General features: G+C 60.8%; 15 protein-coding genes. 6 read left to right on the top strand and 9 right to left on the bottom strand.

Annotated features, from left to right (window positions below):
• Window positions 1-4 precede the first annotated feature (4 nt).
• Window positions 5-2,806 (bottom strand): ATP-binding protein, encoded by a 2,802-nt coding sequence (locus ACESMK_RS03500; protein WP_372995288.1) that lies wholly within the window; start codon window positions 2,804-2,806, stop codon window positions 5-7.
• 96 nt (window positions 2,807-2,902) lie between these two features.
• Here ACESMK_RS03500 and ACESMK_RS03495 point away from each other — a divergent pair, with 96 nt between their 5' ends.
• Entirely contained in the window at window positions 2,903-3,136 is a 234-nt protein-coding gene (locus tag ACESMK_RS03495) for a DUF2789 domain-containing protein (RefSeq protein ID WP_372995286.1), read from the top strand.
• On the opposite strand, the gene ACESMK_RS03490 is transcribed toward ACESMK_RS03495, so the two are convergent.
• The 7 genes from ACESMK_RS03490 to ACESMK_RS03460 form a co-directional block, all read right to left on the bottom strand.
• The gene (locus tag ACESMK_RS03490) at window positions 3,130-4,596 is read right to left on the bottom strand and encodes a diguanylate cyclase (RefSeq protein WP_372995284.1); all 1,467 of its coding nucleotides are present in this window, start codon (window positions 4,594-4,596) and stop codon (window positions 3,130-3,132) included. The genes ACESMK_RS03495 and ACESMK_RS03490 overlap by 7 nt on opposite strands.
• Window positions 4,597-4,663: 67 nt before the next feature.
• Window positions 4,664-5,596 (bottom strand): tyrosine recombinase XerC, encoded by a 933-nt coding sequence (gene xerC / locus ACESMK_RS03485; protein WP_372995437.1) that lies wholly within the window; start codon window positions 5,594-5,596, stop codon window positions 4,664-4,666.
• 19 nt (window positions 5,597-5,615) lie between these two features.
• Window positions 5,616-6,362, bottom strand: a complete 747-nt coding sequence (locus ACESMK_RS03480; RefSeq protein WP_372995282.1) for a DUF484 family protein — start codon at window positions 6,360-6,362, stop codon at window positions 5,616-5,618.
• 16 nt (window positions 6,363-6,378) lie between these two features.
• Entirely contained in the window at window positions 6,379-7,293 is a 915-nt protein-coding gene (gene dapF / locus ACESMK_RS03475; protein ID WP_372995280.1) for a diaminopimelate epimerase, read from the bottom strand.
• A gap of 14 nt (window positions 7,294-7,307) precedes the next feature.
• Window positions 7,308-8,558 carry a diaminopimelate decarboxylase gene (gene lysA, locus ACESMK_RS03470; RefSeq protein WP_372995278.1) on the bottom strand — a complete coding sequence of 417 codons (1,251 nt, stop codon included), beginning with the start codon at window positions 8,556-8,558 and terminating at the stop codon, window positions 7,308-7,310.
• Window positions 8,559-8,599: 41 nt separating this feature from the next.
• Window positions 8,600-8,761 carry an LPS translocon maturation chaperone LptM gene (gene lptM, locus ACESMK_RS03465; protein ID WP_372995276.1) on the bottom strand — a complete coding sequence of 54 codons (162 nt, stop codon included), beginning with the start codon at window positions 8,759-8,761 and terminating at the stop codon, window positions 8,600-8,602.
• Between the two features lie 62 nt (window positions 8,762-8,823).
• On the bottom strand, window positions 8,824-11,682 hold the full coding sequence (locus ACESMK_RS03460; protein ID WP_372995274.1) for a class I adenylate cyclase: 2,859 nt from the start codon (window positions 11,680-11,682) through the stop codon (window positions 8,824-8,826).
• Window positions 11,683-11,791: 109 nt separating this feature from the next.
• Here ACESMK_RS03460 and ACESMK_RS03455 point away from each other — a divergent pair, with 109 nt between their 5' ends.
• Window positions 11,792-14,236, top strand: coding sequence for an EAL domain-containing protein (locus ACESMK_RS03455; protein WP_372995273.1), 2,445 nt, complete (start codon window positions 11,792-11,794; stop codon window positions 14,234-14,236).
• 28 nt (window positions 14,237-14,264) lie between these two features.
• Here ACESMK_RS03455 and argH read toward each other — a convergent pair whose 3' ends face one another.
• Window positions 14,265-15,674: an argininosuccinate lyase gene (argH, locus tag ACESMK_RS03450; protein WP_372995271.1), complete on the bottom strand. Its 1,410-nt coding sequence runs from the start codon at window positions 15,672-15,674 to the stop codon at window positions 14,265-14,267.
• Window positions 15,675-15,793: 119 nt separating this feature from the next.
• Here argH and ACESMK_RS03445 point away from each other — a divergent pair, with 119 nt between their 5' ends.
• The 4 genes from ACESMK_RS03445 to ACESMK_RS03430 all read left to right on the top strand — a co-directional run bounded on the left by ACESMK_RS03445 (window position 15,794) and on the right by ACESMK_RS03430 (window position 19,437).
• Window positions 15,794-16,834 carry a sensor histidine kinase gene (locus tag ACESMK_RS03445; RefSeq protein ID WP_372995269.1) on the top strand — a complete coding sequence of 347 codons (1,041 nt, stop codon included), beginning with the start codon at window positions 15,794-15,796 and terminating at the stop codon, window positions 16,832-16,834.
• 29 nt (window positions 16,835-16,863) lie between these two features.
• Window positions 16,864-17,613 carry a LytR/AlgR family response regulator transcription factor gene (locus ACESMK_RS03440; RefSeq protein ID WP_372995267.1) on the top strand — a complete coding sequence of 250 codons (750 nt, stop codon included), beginning with the start codon at window positions 16,864-16,866 and terminating at the stop codon, window positions 17,611-17,613.
• Window positions 17,614-17,705: 92 nt separating this feature from the next.
• A complete protein-coding gene (gene hemC, locus ACESMK_RS03435) occupies window positions 17,706-18,647 on the top strand; it encodes a hydroxymethylbilane synthase (protein WP_372995265.1) in 942 nt (313 codons plus the stop codon).
• Window positions 18,628-19,437, top strand: a complete 810-nt coding sequence (locus ACESMK_RS03430) for a uroporphyrinogen-III synthase (RefSeq protein WP_372995263.1) — start codon at window positions 18,628-18,630, stop codon at window positions 19,435-19,437. The genes hemC and ACESMK_RS03430 overlap by 20 nt, the downstream gene beginning before the upstream one ends.

Below are 19,437 nucleotides of genomic sequence, written 5' to 3'. Positions count from 1 at the left end.
AAACTCATTCCTCGCGGCCGAGCAATTTCGGGAACGCCTCAAGAGCGCTATTGACCGCATCCAGGTTGAACGCCTCAACATCAGCCAGCAGCTTTTCCCCATAACGGGTCACGGACCGGGAGCGGAATCGCTGCCCCCAGGCCAGCACCCGGCGTGCAAAGTCTTTCATCTGCTCCGGATCACCGCTCTCTCTCACGGCCTCCCACTCGTCACCAAAATCCGATGCCAGCTGCTCCCTGAGCCAGCCCCGCTCCTGCATGCTGAGGGTCTGGGCCAGCAGTCGGTCCGATTCTTTCGGAGCACCCTCGTCTTCGGCCTGCTCCACCGTGGCCTCGACCCTCGGCAGCGTTACCGTAAACACTGAACCGGCCCCCGGCTCACTCTCCACTTCCAGTTCACCGCCCATCATCCTGGCCAGCTTCCGGCTGATCGCCAGTCCCAAACCAGTGCCACCGTAACGCCGGGTGTTCTGCCCCTCCTGCTGTTCGAAGGCATCAAAAATTCGCTCGACCTGGTCCTGCGGGATCCCGATGCCGGTATCCCGGACCGTCACGATCAGCTTGTAATACTGGCGTTCCGGTATGTCCGGGCCCTGGGCCACTTCCGGGGACCGGTTCTTGAGCGGTTTTGCTGTGGCCCGAACCGTCACACCACCTTCATGGGTAAACTTGATGGCATTGCCAACCAGGTTGAACAGCACCTGCCGCAAGCGGGTTTCGTCCAGCATCATGGCGCCCGGCATCCTTGAATCGACACTCACTTCCAGGGTGATACCCTGCTCCCGGGCCCGCAGATCGAAGATGTGGCGAACATCGTCCAGAAGACGGCGTACCGACACCGCTGAGTAGTCGAGCCTCATTTTTCCTGCCTCAATCCGGGACAGGTCCAGTATGTCATTGATCAGCATCAACAGGCTGCGGCTCCCGGCGCGGATAGCATCCAGGTAGTTACGCTGCTGTGGATCTGTGACGCTGTTACTGAGCAGGTCACTGTAGCCAATGACCGCATTCATCGGGGTCCGTATTTCGTGGGACATATTGGCCAGGAATTCACTCTTGGCAAGGCTGGCAGCCTCCGCTTCCCGGGCTAGCCGCTCGGCCTCGAGCTTGGCGGCCCGCAGTTCGTCCTCGCTTCGGCGCAGGGCATTTTCAGAACGGATACGCTCATCCACCTCCCTGGACAGTTTCCGGTTCCAGTACAGGAAGATCAGCACCACCAGGATGGCAATCAGGACCACCCGCCGCACCACCGTATAATCGGTTTCCTGCTCGATATCCAGATGGATCCAGCGGTTGTAGATGGATTCGGTTTCGCTGGCCTCGAGACTGCCCAGCGCCTTGTTCAGTACCCGGTGCAGTTCCGGACTGTCCTTGCGCACTGCCAGTCTCAGGTCGTACTGGTAGGGCGTGATACTGGTGATTCTGAGATTCGACAGGCCCAGCCTGGCGACGGTGTAACTGACCGCCGGGATGTGGGTAACCATGACATCCAGATCGCCATTGGAGAGCGCCAGAAGGCCCTCCTCCACGGTATCCATGGGATACAGATCCAGGTTCGGATGGTTAATGAGCAAATAATCGTGAGCCGCATGGCGGTTCACCACACCCACCCGCTCACTGCGAAGCTCTCGAAGATCGCCGATAAAGCGCCCGTCATCACGGATGGCGAGGGCAATGGGCACCGTCAGATAGGCCCGGGTAAACAGAAACGCCTCCTCCGTGCGCGGAGTCCGGGACAATCCCGGCAGTATATCCACTTCACCGGAGCGGAGCTGTTCTTCAGCATCTATCCGACTGCCTGCTACCGAACGGGTAAACCGGACGTTCAACTGAGTCTCAAGCCGGGTCAGCAAATCCGGAACCAGACCCGTTGGCCGACCATCCTGGGTATATTCAAACGGTGGCCAGTCCGAGCGAAACGCGACCTTCAGATCCGGATGCCTTTCGAGCCAGTCGACATCAGAAGCCGACAACTCAATGCCGCTTCGCTCCAGTGCCGGCTGATCAGCCTGCAGCCAGGACTGACGGATGGCCCGATGTTCATTGTGGCTGATCGCGGCAATGGCTTTGTTCAGCACCTGGAAGAGCCGGTCGTTGTCGGTATCCACCTGCAGAACCACATCCACTGGATTGCTATCCAGCAGAACAGACAGGCCGATACCGTTCACCATGGCGGACTGCAGGTAATCGGAAACAACCGGAACCGGCGCCAGAAATGCGTCCGCATGCCCGGAAAGAATCTGCCCGACAGCGTCGCTGACATTGGCCACTGGCACCGGTGTGAATTTTTCAACCGGGTCCAGCATGGGGTATTGGTTGGGATCACCGGCAATCACGGCAATCCGGCTGCCTTCCAGGTCCGATAGGCTCCGAATGGCGGCATCGCCGGCGCTGACGAACAATCCGTAGGTCAGCGACATCAGGGGGTCGGTAAAACGCTTGCCGGGTACCACCGGCATCCCCGGCATACGCGTGGTCAGAATCGCATCGGCTTGCAGCTCACTCTGAACCGGGCCTCGGTCTTGTGCCGTTGCCAGCACAACCGGTTCCATGGTGACACCCAGTTTTTCCGACAGCCGGGCAAGATAGTCAATGTAGGTCCCGGCAAGGACATCATTACCGGTATCAAACACCAGCGGAACCTGATCACTGCGAAGACCGATGCGAAAGCGTTCCTGACCTTCCAGCCAGGTCAATTCCTGTTTGCCAAGTACCGGTGCCGGCGACAGTTGAGGAGGCTCCGCCCGGACCGGGGATTGAAACAGCGCCAACAGGCAGCATAGTAGAAAGGGAAGGGTAACCTTCACTGGATATCCTCAAGGGTTCCGCTACATTTCAGGGAACAATACCTGCAAACGCCATTGATTTCATTCAGGCACATGGCCAACGGGAGATGAATGTCCATGGACACCAGCAAACACAACCTCAGCACCCTGTTCGAACAGCTTGGCCTGGCGTCCGACGCCAAAAGCATCGAGGACTTTGTGGCCAGGTATTCCCCCTTGCCAGGCGAGGTTGCGATCCAGGATGCCCCCTTCTGGTCCGAGAGCCAGTCCCACTTCCTCGAGGAGGGACTGGAGGAAGACAGTGACTGGGCGGAGATCATTGACGAGCTGGACGCAATGATGCGTCACTGAGCTTTGGCGCTTTCGCTGATTATAACCCGGTCGCGACCGGCGTCCTTGGCCTGGTAGAGGGCGCGGTCGGCCCGGTCAAACACCGATTCTTCGGTGTCACCCGTAACAAAGCCCGCCAGACCGGCGGAAAAGGTAACGGTCACCGGTTCACCGCGAAAGTGAAAGGGCAATTTGCCAACGTGCGCTCGCAACTTATCCACCACTGCCCGGGCATCGGAGGGCTCGGTTTCCGGGAACAGCACAACGAATTCCTCACCGCCAAACCGGGCAATAAAGTCAGTGGTGCGCAGACGCTCCCTGAACTCCCTTGCCACCAGCTGCAGCACCCGGTCTCCCGCCTTGTGGCCGTAGCAGTCATTGATCCGCTTGAACAGATCAATGTCCAGCACACCGATGGTCAGAGGGTGGCTGTAGCGTTGCCAGCGGTTGTATTCAAAGGACAGTCTTTCCTGCCAGGCTTCGCGATTGGGCAGTTCGGTCAGCAGATCGGTCATGGCACGCAATCGCTCCTTGCGGACCTGCTCCTGCATCTGCTCCGAATGGGCCTCCATGGCGGCCACTTTCTCCTGCATCGCTTCGAGCTGTTCTGAAAGCGCCCGTTCCCGTTCCGATTCCTGGGTTCGGAAACGGCCAACGGCCTGACCGATAGACGCCAGGTGACGACTGACCGACTGCTTGAGATCCACAAGGTTATCGCTTTCCTGCAAGCGCTGCCCCACCCGTTCAATCTCATCACGGATTTCCCGGTCAAGATGTTCGGACGCACGCAATCGGCCGGACTGGGCTGAAGACTGGGCGGAGAAGTGCTCCCGCAGCAGCTCCAGCCGCTCGTCCAGGCGCCTGAGGAAGTCTTCAAATTCACGCTTGCTACGAGTGACGGCGGCTATTACCAGTTCTGCGACATGATTCAGGCCTTCCCGCAATTCGTCCCAGTCGTTGCTGGCCAACAGGGATTGCTGCAGCGCCCGGGCCCGGGCCTCGGCCGCAGGTTCAAGGGAAACCTGTGACAGCATCTGTCCCAGCAGCTGGCCCACACGGCGGGCGATACGCAACCGCTGGGCATTGTCCTCGATATCCTGTCCATTACCCGGTTCAGGCTGGGTCTGATCCGCGTTTTCCGTCTGTGGTTCTGGCTCGGCCGGCTGCTCGGACTTGTTCCGGGAAAACAGTGAACGCTTCCGGTCATTGCCGGACTGACGTTCATCGAGCAGGGCCACCTGGCGATCGATCTGGTCCTGGAGTTCCTTCCAGGCATCCACATCCACCCGATTTTTTCGCAGGTCTTTCCGGATTCGCGCCAACAAACGGTCCAGTTCCGGCGTCTGGCCCTCGGATGCGAGGCTGGTTCGCACCAGCATACGCTCAAGGGTGTTACGTTCCGCCTTCCACTGCTTTTCCCGGTTATCTGCAGATTCGAGTTCCTGAAGGTACTTTTCCTTCCAGGACTGATCCGATGCCATGGAGCGCTCCCGCTTACCTTTGTTGTCCGGTTATTGACTGAAAAGCCCCGCCTGACCGTTAACAGTCTCAGGAACTCTTGTCGCTGGTTTTTCCATGATACTTATCGCGGCGTGCCCTGGGGTGACTCTGGTCATAAACCCGTGCCAAATGTTGAAAATCAAGATGAGTATAGACCTGCGTGGTGGCAATGTCGGCGTGGCCGAGCAATTCCTGGACCGCCCGCAGGTCACCACTGGATTCGAGCATATGGCTGGCAAAAGAGTGTCTAAGCAGGTGAGGATGGAGCTTCTGGTCAGCACCTCGGCTGATGCCCCACCGGCTCAGCCGGGCCTGAATACTGCGATGACTGAGGCGCTCGCCCCGCTGGCTGACAAACAGGGCCGTTTCACCCTCATTGGCCAGGCCTGCCCTCTGTGGCAGCCACGCCTGAATGGCCGCGATTGCTTTCCGTCCAACCGGCAGCAGCCGCTCCTTGCCTCCCTTGCCCACAACCCGCACGTCGCCACCACGCAGATCGACGGTGTCCAGATCCAGGCTCGCCAGCTCAGCCAGTCGCAATCCGGAAGAGTACATCAGCTCGAACATGCAGAGATCACGGACTTCCAGAGGATCGTCCGGCTGCGCATTCAGCAGGTGATTCAATTGATCAACGTCCGCCACACGGGGCAAACGACGACCACTCTTCGGCGCACGAATATCCAGAGCCGGATTGTCCGAGGCCAGTTTTTCCCGGAGCAGGAACTGGTAGAAACGACGGGTCGCGGAGAGATGCCGGGCAATACTTCGCCCCGACAAACCCTCCCGACTGAGCGTTGCCACATAGCGGCGCAGATCATGATTGGAAACCCGTTGCCAGGTGCCAGGTCCACTGCGGCTCAGCCACGCTGCCAGACGCATCAGATCGCGTTGGTAGCTGTCACAGGTCCTGGGGGAATGGCGTTTTTCCGATGCCAGGTGCCGGATAAAATCCGTCAGCGGCCCGGAAAGTTCGTGGGACACCGCCGGAGCCTCTGACACCTCAGCGGGACTCCGTCGCCATATCGGCTACCGGGGCCGCAGCAGTGTGGCGCTGCACCATGGGCGGCAGCAGACGGCTGAGCGTGTCACTGATGTAGCTCAGGAACAGGGACCCCATGCTCTGGTCAAAATAGCCGGACTGACAGCTGCCGACAGCGAACACGCCCACCAGCTCATCATGCCGCAGCGGCACCAGGGCCACAGAGGCGATCGGCTCCTCCCGGTCGGGGAACAGAAACTCACGCTCACTCTCGCGGAACTGGCCGCACACAGCCCTTTCGCCCTCCAGAAGGCTCCCCAGGCGCTCACGGGCCACGGACGGACTCACCACATGCAACGCACCCTGGGAGGCTTCGGGCAGCTCAACATCGGTGAACAGCAGCACCGACGCTGCGTCGAGACCGAAATCACCACGGATACTGTCATCGATGGCCGCAGCCATATCGTTCAGAGTCCGCGCTTCGATCACCTGCATTAACAGACGCTTGCTCTTCTCGAACAACCGGTCGTTGTGGCGAGCGATGGACACCAGCTCCACCAATTCCCGGCGCAGTGTGTCGCGCTGCTCCCGAAACAGGTGCACCTGGCGTTCCACAAGGGAAATTGCCCGGCCACTGTCATGTGGCAGGGTGAGACTGCGCAGCAGTTCGTCCTGATCGACAAAGAAATCGGGGTTGGCTCGCAGGTAGTCGGCCACCTCTTCCCGGGTGAGCTCACCGGCCTTCTGTCGGGCCGTTTGTTCTGTCATGGAGTACTCCTGGCTGTCAGGATCGTTGTTTATGGGGGCGACCGCTCCTGCGGCGGCGACCACCAGATTCACCTGGCAGCCTTAACTGCCCCTCGAATACGCTGGTTGCAGGCCCTTCCATCATAACAGGCGACCCTTCACCCTGCCATTCGATGACCAGTTTGCCGCCGCGAAGCTCGACTTCTACACGAGAATCCAGCAGGCCACGCAAACCACCGGCAACAACGGCGGCACAGGCGCCACTTCCACAGGCCAGGGTCTCGCCGGAGCCCCGCTCGAACACCCTCAGGCGGACATGCTTGCGATCGAGGATCTGCAGGAAACCGATATTGGCCCGCGCCGGAAACCGCGGGTGTCTCTCCAGCTTTGGACCGAGGGTTTCCACCGGCGCCTGATCCACGTTCTCAACCAGCAGAACACCGTGGGGATTGCCCATGGACAGGGCGCTGAGTTCGACCGTCTGACCATCCACATCCACGGTGTAGACATCCTTGCGACGGTCCGCCGCAAACGGAATAGCCGGCGGATTGAACTCGGGTACGCCCATGTTGACCATGACCATGCCATCACGGCCAACCCGCAGTTCGATAACACCCTTGGCAGTCTGAACCCGGATCACCTTTTTGTTGGTCAGACGCTGGTCACGGACAAACCTGGCAAAACAACGGGCGCCGTTTCCGCACTGCTCCACCTCGGAACCGTCCGCGTTGAAAATACGGTAGCGGAAATCGACGTCCGGCAGCCCGGGAGGCTCCACCACCAACAGCTGATCGAAGCCGATTCCGAAGTTCCGGTTAGCCAGATCCCGAATCATTTCCGGGCGCAGGCGGAACGGTTGGCTGATGGCATCCACCACCATGAAATCGTTCCCCAGCCCGTGCATCTTGGTAAATCGAAGCATCGGGCCCTGACTCCGGCGTTGCTGTGTCATCTCCTCACCCCCGCTCATTCCGGAAGACAGCTCTCGGGCGCGAGCTGGTCTTCAAGAGTTTCGCGGCGACGCACCACATGCACCTGGTCACCATCGACCATCAGTTCCGGAGGCCGGTTCCGGGTGTTGTAGTTGGAGCTCATGACAAAGCCATAGGCGCCGGCAGAGCGAACCGCCAGCAGGTCCCCCGCCTGGAGACGAAGGTGACGATCCTTGCCCAGGAAATCACCGGTTTCACAGACCGGACCCACCAGATCCCAGGCTTTTTCCTCGCCTTCCTGATGCGGCGTAACCGGAATGATCGCCTGCCAGGCACTGTAGAGGGCCGGGCGAATCAGGTCGTTCATGGCGGCATCGATGATGGCAAAATTCCGGTGCTCGGTGCACTTCAGGAACTCGACCCGGGTTACCAGGATACCGGCATTGGCGGCAATGGACCGGCCCGGCTCAAGGATCAGCTCAAGCTTGCGGTCACCCAGCCGTTCGGCCAGCGCCTTTACATAATCCGACGGCTGCGGTGGCTGTTCCTGGTTGTAGGTAACACCCAGGCCACCCCCCATATCGAGGTGATGAACGTGAATTCCCTGATCCGCCAGGGTGTCAATCAGCGCCAGCACCCGATCCAGGGCATCCAGGAACGGAGACACACTGGTCAGCTGGGAGCCTATGTGACAATCCACACCCTTTACCTCGAGGTTCGGCAAGCCGGCAGCGCGGGCATAGACCTCCGGGGCCTCGGCGATATCGATCCCGAACTTGTTCTCTTTCAGGCCCGTGGAGATATACGGGTGGGTACCTGCGTCAACATCCGGGTTCACCCGCAGGGAGATGGGCGCCTTCACGCCCAGCTCGCCCGCCACGGCATTCAGCCTGTCCAGTTCGGTATCGGATTCCACGTTGAAACAGCGCACGCCCACCTCAAGCGCCCGCCTCATCTCCCACTCCTGCTTGCCCACGCCGGAGAAAACAACCCGGGACGGGTCGCCACCGGCCCGCAATACCCGCTCCAGCTCACCGGCTGAAACAATATCGAAGCCTGCACCGAGCCGGGCCAGAACGTTCAGTACCGCAAGATTGCTGTTGGCTTTAACGGCATAGCACACCAGGTGCGGGTGGCCCCTAAGAGCATCGTCATAGGCCCGGTAATGACGCTCAAGCGTGGCCCGGGAATAGACATAGGCCGGCGTACCAAAACGATCGGCGATGGCAGAGACAGGGACATCTTCGGCGTACAGCTCGCCGTCGCGGTAATTGAAATGATCCATGAGTTTCCTGATTCGGTTAACGGGGCCAGGAGGCCAGAGCGCTAGTCTCGGTTGTCTTCGCGCTCCTGCTGGTCCTGAGCGGATTCCTTTTCGGGCGCGGCTGACGCACCCTCACTGTCACGGTACAACGGGCCTTTCTGGCCGCAACCACCCACGACCAAAGTCAGCACCAACACCATGATCGGCAGAGTCCACGCTCGCATACCTGCTACCCCTGAGTTCACTATGGGCGCAGTATACCTGACACCCGCCCCGGGCCGCGAGGTCAGCGCGTTCTGGCAAGGTGTCTGTTGAGGGAATCCTCCAGCACTGACCGGTAATAGAGATACTGACTGGTCTGGATGTCCTGCTGGTAGACTCTCGGGTCGATGTCGTGGGGCAGATGAACGTCGGTCAGATACACCGGGTAAACTTCGTCACTGCGGCGCATGGAGCGGATGTAGTGCGCGACTGCCGGAATCAGTTGATCGCCATACTCCTGAACGCTGAACTCCTGGTCACCACAGAAGATATCGAAACGCAGACGACTGTCGCCCTCGTGAATGCCCACGGCCTGCACCTCAAGCCCCGGCAGGGGCACGCCCGAATCCGGTTCCGGCCGGTACTCGGCACGCCAGGTTCCGTCGCGGCGGACAATTTCGTAACACTGAACGCCGGCGACCACGCCGGCAGTCTCCGTGTGACGGAGCAACCGCCGTTCAATCAGGTTATCCAGAAAGCGCAAAACCGGCACCAGCAAATGCCGCCGACTGGTCACCGCCTGCTCCCAACTAAACACCGAGCCCAGCTCATCGACCACCCAGAGGCGGGCCTGGCCGGCCAGGATACGGTAGAACACCTGGATATTGTCCGGCTCGCTGGCCTGGCACACCGCCCGCAGGGCCGGCTCGTCCTGCAGCGCGTAACGATCGAACACCACCGGCAAGTAACGCTCCTGGGGCAACGCAAGATGCTCCATCAGCGCCTCGAAGCTCTCCAGGGCAACAAAGCCCGGCTCCAGGCCATTGAACTGGAGCATGAAGTAGCGACGGTCCATCTCAATCACGTAGCGAAGCGGGTGCGGGCCGGTACCGCCGGCAAAGAAAGGCCGAAGCACATCGGCAAACAATTCCTGGACCCGTCGGGCGATGGCCGAGCCGTGCCCGCGGTTGTGACAGTGCACCTGAATACCCGGCAGCTCTGCGGGGTTTGCTGCCACCGACGCGAGAATATTCTTCAGGCATTGAATGAGCGTGTCGCCGGCCGCGTAATGCTGCAGGCTCACCTCGTGCCAGCTATTGAACGTGATCTGGTCAATACTGATGACCAGGTTCTCCCGGCCGCCACTGAAACCCAGCGAATCGTGACGGGAACTGAGCTTGTGAAGGCCCTTTTCAGTCAGGTGCGCCTGGGGATCGACACCCACATTGACCAGCAGGAGATTTCTCAGGGGCCGGACACCCCGGGACAGCGCCTCCCGCTCAGCCGGCGCAATCGGAAATGGCAGGAACCCGGACAGGGCATCCAGCATTTCCCGCAACTCACTGACCGAGGCAACACTGCTTCCGGAACGCACGTTCAGGCGGGTCGATCGGGTCAGCAGGCCATTGCAGTAGCACCAGACCATCAGCTCTGCCAGATTACCCGAGCGGCGGATGACCGGCTGCCAGAACGCATCCGCCGGGTCTTCCAGATCCCGATAAAGCAACCAGCCGTCGGCATCCCCGCCCTGCTCCGACTGGTGGTGGAAGGCCAGATTCTCCTCGGCCAGCGAGGGCGCCAGCCCCGGGTTGATCTGCTCGATCTTGCCCGCTTTGCGCTGAAATGCCGCATAGAGCTTGCGGCCCAACAGGTTGATGTCGGTATCACTGATGGCAGCACGCTGGCCATGCTCCCTGGCCATTTTCGAGAGCAGCCGGTAACCATGGGTCAGTTCGTTGACGATGGTACGGCGCAGGGTAGTGACCTCCTCCGCCCGCCAGCGCTGGCGCTCATCCAGCTCGACCAGCGCGCTCTCGGGCCAGCCCCAGCGTGTCACCAGCTGACGTAACAGCCTTGCACGCCATTGCTCGCCGGCGGCTTCGGTCCGGGTCAGTGGCAGACCGGCTTTGAGATACAGGCTCCGGCGGATCAGATCCAGCCTGGACGACACCTCAGGCCCGGACAGCCATGCTTCCAGCCGGTCGTAAAGCATGACATAAGGGTCAAGACTGTCAGCGTCGGTCTCTCCCCGGAAAACGGCCCGCTTGAACTCGCTGGACAACAGGGGCTGCCCGGCCGTGCGCGCATAGCATTCAATCAGGAGCAGTTTGAGGATGGACTTCCAGGGCGCATCAATCCCCTTGTAAAGCTGCCAGACCCCGGCACCGAGAAATTCCGCCTCCGGAATCGCCGGAACCGGTCCAAAATCAATATATTCATCGGCCCGAACGAACCGGAAGTCCACCAGCTTGCGCATGCAATCGTCGTAGCTCTCTTCCTGTTCGGCAGGAATCAGCCACCACATGGGCCAGGCACCGGCAAGATGGATGCTGGTCCGGTAAAACTCATCCAGCAACAGGAAGTGCTGGGCGCTGCCACAGTTCTCGCCGGTGACCTCTGCCCGTTGCCGACCGGCCCGCCAGTCCGAGGCACAGAATACGAATACGTGGAGTTCCACACCCAGTGATTCTGCCCACCGGGCCAGCTTTTCGGCCTTGCGCTCCAGACAGCGGATTCCCCGCTCCGGCAAATCACTGCGGTGGCAGAGCCAGACATCCAGATCACTGGCCACGGAATGCCCCAGGGTCCCGGGACTGCCCATCAGGAACATGGCGTCCAGATCCGGCTTGCGTTTACCTTCATCTTTCACGGTGAAAGTCCGGGCCAGCCGCCGTGCCGCATTGATCGTGGCAAACGACGGCTTGTAATTACTCAGGCCATAGGGACAGTCGCTGTCGAGATACCCGGGCAACGCCGGGTGGTTGAGATGAAAGACCAGAGGCAGGATTTCCAGCACCATTTGCTGACGATAGGACAACGCCGAATGGGCACGGCTCCAGCGCTGCTGATTGACCAGCAGAAACCGGTCCCTCAGACGACGGAGAGTCTTGCGATCTATTCCCTCCTCAAAGTCGAGGGAAATCGGGGCAATATGGGCGGTCAAGGCGGCTCCGCAGAGAGGTTCTTTTCAGGATCAGTATGAGTATGATGTCGGCATCGTGGCAAAACCTTTAGAAAAATAAAAGCTGGAGAACACGCGAGGCTCACCCGCTGTGAAAGAATTCATTATTCGCCGCTATCGTTCGGATCAGGCCCCGGCGTCCGAACGCCAGACCGTTCTGCGCATCGACGATGAAGGCAAAGTCCTGTTCGCAGACCACCAGGCCGAGGCGGTTCTGGGCTATGACGGCAACGAACTGGAGGGCCAACCGGTGCACCGTATCCTGGCATCACGCCAGGATGACCCCTTCGCACCCGCGAACCGCCATCGGATTGAACGGGGCCAGAATGTTCTGGTGACTTTCAGGCACAAGGAAGGTTTTTTCTACACCGCCTGCCTGACTCTGCGGCTCGACATGAGGGATTCCGACAAGGCGGCAAGCGCTACGATAACCTTGCGTGACAGCTCCACCAGAGATTCACGGCTACTGCGCTGGGCAGAGAGCAGCGCCGGTTTCGGAATCTGGGAGCTGGACACCCGAACCAATGAAATGATCTGGACAGAGGGCATGTTCCAGCTTCTGGAGTTGAGACCCGGCGCCGATGTCACACCCGAACAGGCCCTGTTTTACTGCCAGACCGGACAGGCCAGGGTCCGGGCCATGTTCCGGCGCTGCCTGCGCACCGGCGAAGCCTTCTCGCTCGATCTCGACATTGTCACTTCACGCCAGAACCCGCGGCGGGTAACCCTCAGCTGCCGTGCCCTGAAGCAGGGTGGCAGGATTCCCCGACTCGGCGGCACCCTGGTGGACCGGACGGCCGAACTGAAGCTCGACAGCGCTCGTCAGCACGCCATCAGAATGCTGGCGGCGGCCAGCAGCGCCACCGCAGACCTGATTGTTGCCGTGGATGCCTCGTTCAACCTGCTCCACTTCAATGACGCCTGGGCCCGGCAATTTTCCGAAACCTTCGGTCTGCAGCCCCGGCTGGGCAATAACCTGAGCGACCTTCTCCAGGAATTTCCCAACGAACGCAGGTTAATGGAACGCCTGTGGCACCGGGCCTTCGAGCGTGACAATTTCGTGGTTGAAATGCCCATGGCCCAGCAATCCCGTGCATTGCCGGCGCATGAATTCCACTACCAGCGACTGACCAATGAGCAGGGCGAAGTAACCGGCGCGGTACACGTGGCCAGGCGCATCGAACCGAGGCTCAACCACGCCTCAAGCGAGGAATACCGTATCCGCCATGATCCGGTTACCGGGCTCATGAACCGCAAGGCGTTCATCGCCCGCGTAGCCAGGACGCTTGAGCAGAAATCCCATCGCGAATCCTGTGACAGCCTGCTCTATCTCGACCTTGATGAGTTCGAGCGCTTTAACGATCTGGCCGGCAGCGGCACCTGCGACCGATACCTCCGGGAGCTGGCCGGCAATCTGGGCGTGCGCGTGCGTCAGCGAGATGCCCTTGCCCGACTGGCCGGTGACACCTTCGCCCTGCTGATCGAGAATTGTCCGGAAGCACGGGCCCGGAAAATTGCCCAGGAAACCCTCGACCTGATCGGCGAGTTTGTCTTCGACTGGCAGGGCCACAGGCTGCAGACCACCGCCTCCGGCGGCCTTCTGATAATGGATAACGACATTCCCGCAGATCCGGAGCAGCTACTGAGCCAGGCAGCGGACCTGTGCCATACGGCCAAAACCTCCGGACGCAACCGGATCCACGCGGCCAGGGCCTTTGCCCACCAGGCCGACGACTCCATAGCCAGCCAACGGGTCGAGCAGATCCGAGAGGCTCTGGACAACCGGAAGCTGATTCTCGAGTACCAGGCCATGAGGCCGGTGGCCAGCCCTACCTGGGGCGATCACATCGAAATCCTGTGCCGGATTCCTGCAACGCCAGATGGCGAGACAGTACTGAAGCCTGACGACTTTCTGCCCATTGCAGAACGCTTTGACCTGGCCAAACGCCTTGATCGCCAGGTGATCCGTCAAACCCTCGACTGGCTGGACAACCAACCGTTGCTGGAACCGCGATTGAAGTACTGCGGCTTCAACCTGTCACTGGCCAGCGTGCTGGATGACACCTTTTCCGACTTTATGGCCGAAGCCCTGAGTGATTCGGCGTTTAACCCCGGCTGCTTCTGCCTGGAAATCCGTGAAGCCCACGCCACCCAGTATCCGGATGATGTGGCCGTGCTTTGCGATGCGTTGCATCGCGCAGGCTTCCGCGTCGCCCTGGACGGCGCCGGCGCTTCAGTGGAGAGCTACAGCCTGGCGGCCAGATTACCGGTCGACATTATCAAGCTGGATCGGAGAATGGTGCAGCAACTGGAAGAGGACCCGGTGCAGCAGGTCATGCTTGAGGCTCTGCACCGGATTGCCGAGGCCGCCGGCAAGGTCACCGTGGCCACGTTTATTGAGAGCGACGACGCTCTGCGCAAGGTCCGGACTCTGGGCATCCATTACGGCCAGGGGTACCGGCTATTCCGTCCGCAACCGCTGGACGAACTCACCCCTGCGGCGGTGGATCTGACTACGGGGCGGATCGGCGGCTAACCGTTCCGCCCTGCAGTATGCTTCCGGTTCAGCCCAGTTGATTGCGTGCCCGGCCGACCGCCGCGCGCACCTGATCCGGCGCCGTGCCACCGAGGTGATCACGGGCCTGAACCGAGCCTTCAAGCGTCAGCACATCAAAGACATCGGCGCCGATATGATCGGAGAACTGCTGCAACTCTTCCAGTGTCATTTCGGACAGGTCGCGCCCCTCGGCGACACCAAACGCCACCGACTTGCCAACAATTTCGTGGGCATCCCGGAAGGGCACGCCTTTCTTCACCAGGTAATCCGCCAGGTCGGTGGCGGTAGAGAACCCGCGCTTGGCTGCCACGCGCATGTTATCGGCCTTGGAGCGAATGGCCGGAATCATGTCGGCGTAGGCTTTCAGGCAGCCCTTGATGGTATCGACGGTATCGAACAGAGGCTCTTTGTCTTCCTGATTGTCCTTGTTGTAGGCCAGCGGCTGGCTCTTCATCAGGGTCAGCAGGCTGATCAGGTGACCATTGACACGGCCGGTCTTACCCCGGACCAGCTCGGGAACATCCGGGTTCTTCTTCTGGGGCATGATGGACGAGCCGGTGCAGAACCGGTCCGGCAGATCGATGAAATCGAACTGGGCCGAGGTCCAGAGCACCAGCTCCTCGCTGAACCGTGAAAGGTGCGTCATCAGCAGCGCGGCGAAGCTGCAGAACTCAATGGCAAAGTCCCGGTCGCTGACGGAGTCCAGGCTGTTCTCGCTGGCCCGGTCGAAGCCCAGCAGCCTGGCGGTCATCGCCCGATCAATGGGATAGGTGGTGCCAGCCAGGGCCGCTGCGCCCAGGGGCATCACGTTCACCCGCTTGCGGCAATCCTGCAGGCGCTCGGCATCCCGTACCAGCATTTCATACCAGGCCAGCAGGTGGTGCCCGAAGGTGACCGGCTGGGCGGTCTGCAGATGGGTGAAGCCGGGCATGATGGTATCCGCCTCGCGCTCGGCCAGGTCCAGCAGGCCTGCTTGCAGGCGCTTCAGTTCCTCGGCAATGACATCGATTTCATCCCGCAGGTACAGACGGATATCGGTGGCTACCTGGTCATTACGGCTACGGCCGGTGTGCAGTTTCTTGCCGGTGATGCCGATACGGTCAGTCAGGCGCGCCTCAATGTTCATGTGCACGTCTTCGAGGCTGACAGACCACTGGAAATTGCCGGCCTCGATGTCCGCCTTGACCCCTTTCAGGCCTTCGATGATCTGGTCCCGTTCCTCGGTGGTGAGCACGCCGACCTCGGCCAGCATGGTGGCATGGGCGATGGAACCGGTGATGTCGTGGTGGTAAAGGCGCTGGTCAAATCCTACGGATGCGGTAAATTTTTCAACAAAGGCATCGGTGGGTTCACTGAAGCGTCCGCCCCAGGGTTTTTCAGAGCTTGTGGTCTGGTCAGACTTTTTCTGATCCGTCATGGTCTATCTTTCCTGCTGACAGCCCGGCATCATCTGGCGGGAACTGGGTACATTGAACGTGGCGGGAGTATACCATTCTGACCCGGGTAAAGGAGACACCCCGTAACGGGGACAAAGGTGTGACAGATCACGAGTTCTTCGTTCCGGACCTGTGCCGGGTAAGGGCCGTGTTCCTGTTGCTGGTGACCAGTGAGCTGCTGGTTCTGGTACTCGCCATCGTGCAGGCAGACCAGGGCTGGATCGACTGGAATTACTTCGGACTGTTGTCACTGTTTGTCCAGTGGACCACCCTCACCAGCGCTGCTCTCATCTGCCTGTTAAGGAGCAGGCTCGCCCGAATGTCAGTCTCCGGTGCCACCACGACCATTGTGGTCATCGTGCTACTGGATGTACTGGCCTTCAGTCTGTTTGCCGACAGCGTGCTGCACCCCCAGGCTGGCGTAGCCGTGTGGCAGGGCGTGGCCAAGAAAATGCTGCTGGCGCTGCTGATCGTGCTCATGGTGCTTCGCTATTTTTACCTGCAGCACCAGTGGCAACAGCAGCGGGAGGCGGAAATGCAGGCGCACCTGGCATCCCTTCAGGCCCGCATACAGCCTCACTTCCTGTTCAACAGCATGAACACCATTGCCAGCCTGATCGCCGTCAACCCGGAACGGGCGGAAGAGGCGGTGCTGGACCTGTCGGAACTGTTTCGCGCCAGCCTTCGCACCGGCGATCAGCTGATCCCGCTGTCCCGGGAACTGGAGCTGTGCCAGCGCTACCTGGCCATAGAAGCGCTCCGCCTGGGCGATCGCCTGAAGCTGGAATGGCAGATCGAGGATGGCCTTGAGCAGCAGGCGATTCCGCCGCTCACCCTGCAGCCGCTGGTAGAAAATGCCATCTACCACGGCATTCAGCCCCGCCCGGACGGCGGCACCGTGAGGGTTGAGGCCCAGGCCAAAGGCGACTTTGTCTACCTGCTGGTGCAAAACCCCAAACCGGACCAGAACAACCGGCAACATGACGGCAACCGTATGGCTCTGGCCAACATCCAGTCTCGGCTCAGGGCGCTGTTCGGGGAACCGGCGGTACTGAAACACAGCCACCAGAACGATGTGTATACCGTTACCCTCAGGCTGCCCCGACAAAAGGCTGGCGAACAGATAACCCGCAAACCATGAATCCACGGGAGAGGGAACCGAGAACAGCCATGAGTGATATCCGCAGTGTCCTGATTGCCGATGACGAACCCCTGGCCCGGGAACGCATTCGCAGGTTGGTTGAATCACTCCCCGGGTATCGGGTCTGTGGTGAGGCCGCCGACGGCGACAGCTCCCTGAAACAGGTTGCCGAACTTGAGCCGGACATTCTGCTGCTGGACATTCGCATGCCCGGCATGGATGGCATGGAGGCGGCCAGCCGCCTGAGCCAGCTGGCCAATCCGCCCGCCCTGATTTTCTGCACGGCCTACGACCATTACGCCATCCAGGCCTTCGACGTTCAGGCCATCGCCTACCTGCTCAAACCGGTTCGCAAGGAGGCATTGGCGGATGCCCTGGCCAGGGCCGGCAGGGTCAACCGGGTGCAGCTGCAGACTCTGAACGGCCAGACCGGCCGCGACCAGGAACAGCTGGCGGTGCGCAGCCATCGGGGCACCGAGCTGATTGATCTGTCGGAAATCCTCTACTGCGAGGCGGATCAGAAATACGTCACCATCCATCATACCCGCGGTGAAACCGTGTGCGACTATACCCTCAAGGAACTGGAAAGCAGTTACCCGAGCATCCTGCTGCGGATCCATCGGAACACCCTGGTAGGCGTGCGCTTTATTCAGGGACTGAAACGGACACCCGACGGCCACAATCGGGTATTGCTAAGGGACGGCCAGGGCGAACTGCCAGTCAGCCGGCGCCATGCCAGCAACGTGCGCCAATGGCTTCAGGAGCACCAGCCGGGCTGACTTCGTGACGCTCCCGGCTGTGGTAGCCACGGGACTTTTCTGCCGCCACAAGGTAACCTTGGCGGACATTTTTCGAACCGACAGTGAGTGTCATGTCCAAACGTACCCTTCGCATTGCAACCCGCAGCAGCGCCCTGGCGCTGTGGCAAGCGGAATTCATCAAGGCCGAACTGGAAAGGCTGCACGACAACATCACCGTGGAGCTGGTCAAGATCAAGACCCAGGGCGACAAGATTCTGGATGTGCCCCTGGCCAAAATTGGCGGCAAGGGCCTGTTCGTCAAGGAACTGGAAGAAGCCATGCTGGACGGCCGTGCGGACCTCGCCGTGCACTCCATGAAAGACGTGCCTATGGAATTTCCGGAAGGCCTGGGCCTGGTGGCCATCTGCGAGCGGGAAGACCCCACCGATGCGTTTGTCAGCAACCAGTATGACAACGTTGATGCCCTGCCACAGGGTGCCGTAGTTGGCACCGCGAGCCTGCGCCGGGAAGCACAGCTGCGGGCCTACCGCCCGGACCTGCAGATTCGTGTTCTGCGCGGCAACGTCAACACCCGCCTGGCCAAACTTGATGCCGGCGAATACGAGGCCATAGTGCTGGCCAGCTCCGGCCTGAAACGCCTGGGCTTTCACGACCGCATCCGCTACTGCCTGCCGGACACCGTGTCGCTCCCGGCGGTCGGCCAGGGCGCCCTTGGGATTGAATGCCGGCTGGACGACCACGACCTCCTGGCCATGCTTGAGCCTCTCAATCACAAGGACAGCTCGGATCGCGTCAGGGCCGAGCGTGCCCTGAACCGACGTCTTGAGGGCGGCTGCCAGGTTCCGATCGCAGCCTATGCCTTGCTTGAGGATGATGACACGCTCTGGCTTCGTGGCCTGGTGGGCGCCGTGGATGGCACCCAGATCTTCCGGGTTGAGGGCCGTGCGCCCCGGGCGGAAGGTGAACGCCTGGGCAGGGAGTTGGCGGAGGATCTGCTGGCTCTCGGTGCCGACAAGGTTCTGGCTGAAATCTATGGCCATACACCCACCTGAGCCGGACCTGAGCGGCCGGCGGATCCTGATCTGCCGGCCCGAACCCGAGGCTTCGCGGCTTGCCCGCCGGTTTCGTTCAGCCGGTGCCAATGTAAACATCCTGCCACTGATTGGCCGGGAACCTCTGCCGGAAACACCCGAGCGCCGCACACTCATCCTGAGCCTGGATGAGTTTTCCCACGTGATCGCGGTCAGCCCGTTCGCTGCCCGCCTGCTGCTGGAGGAGGTGGACACCTGGTGGCCCCAGGTTCCGATGGGCATCCGCTGGTATGGCGTTGGCGCCGGCACAGCAGCAGTGCTTGCGGAACACGGCCTCAGTCCACGCCGGCCGCCCGAGGGCTGGACCAGCGAAGCGCTTCTGGCACTGCCGTCACTGCAAAAGCTGCAAGGCGAACGGGTTCTGCTCGCCCGTGGCGAAACCGGACGCGAGCTGATCCGGGAAACACTCGAATCCCGTGGCGCCCGGGTCACCCTCCTGCCCCTGTATCGCCGCTTTCGCCCGGACCACGCCCCGGAACAGATCCGGGCCACCCTCGACACCTTTGCTCCGGAGGCCATCGTCGCCCTGTCCGGAGAAACCTTGAACAATCTCATCGCACTATGTGCGAATAGCAGCCATAATCTATACGATAGGTTATTGATTGTTCCCGCAGATCGGGTTGCCGAACAGGCCCGGGCAGCGGGATTCAGAAATCCGTGTATACCAGGAAGCCTTGCCGATAACGACATCGTGGCCACGGTTGCAGCGCAACTTGCCGGCCGGGACGGTGGCTCCGGAAAAGCCAAGTAA

The sequence above is a fragment of the Marinobacter sp. genome (genome assembly GCF_041687235.1).
Lineage (GTDB): Bacteria > Pseudomonadota > Gammaproteobacteria > Pseudomonadales > Oleiphilaceae > Marinobacter.
The sequence above is the reverse complement of the archived record's forward strand: the minus strand, read 5'-3'. Positions and strand labels throughout refer to the sequence as shown.

Excerpts from the sequence above, each read along its gene's own strand:
- ACESMK_RS03495 (WP_372995286.1), top strand. The coding sequence starts at position 2,903 with ATGGACACCAGCAAACACAACCTCAGCACCCTGTTCGAACAGCTTGGC.
- ACESMK_RS03490 (WP_372995284.1), bottom strand. The coding sequence starts at position 4,596 with ATGGCATCGGATCAGTCCTGGAAGGAAAAGTACCTTCAGGAACTCGAA.
- ACESMK_RS03480 (WP_372995282.1), bottom strand. The coding sequence starts at position 6,362 with ATGACAGAACAAACGGCCCGACAGAAGGCCGGTGAGCTCACCCGGGAA.
- dapF (WP_372995280.1), bottom strand. The coding sequence starts at position 7,293 with ATGACACAGCAACGCCGGAGTCAGGGCCCGATGCTTCGATTTACCAAG.
- lysA (WP_372995278.1), bottom strand. The coding sequence starts at position 8,558 with ATGGATCATTTCAATTACCGCGACGGCGAGCTGTACGCCGAAGATGTC.
- lptM (WP_372995276.1), bottom strand. The coding sequence starts at position 8,761 with ATGCGAGCGTGGACTCTGCCGATCATGGTGTTGGTGCTGACTTTGGTC.
- argH (WP_372995271.1), bottom strand. The coding sequence starts at position 15,674 with ATGACGGATCAGAAAAAGTCTGACCAGACCACAAGCTCTGAAAAACCC.
- ACESMK_RS03440 (WP_372995267.1), top strand. The coding sequence starts at position 16,864 with ATGAGTGATATCCGCAGTGTCCTGATTGCCGATGACGAACCCCTGGCC.
- hemC (WP_372995265.1), top strand. The coding sequence starts at position 17,706 with ATGTCCAAACGTACCCTTCGCATTGCAACCCGCAGCAGCGCCCTGGCG.
- ACESMK_RS03430 (WP_372995263.1), top strand. The coding sequence starts at position 18,628 with ATGGCCATACACCCACCTGAGCCGGACCTGAGCGGCCGGCGGATCCTG.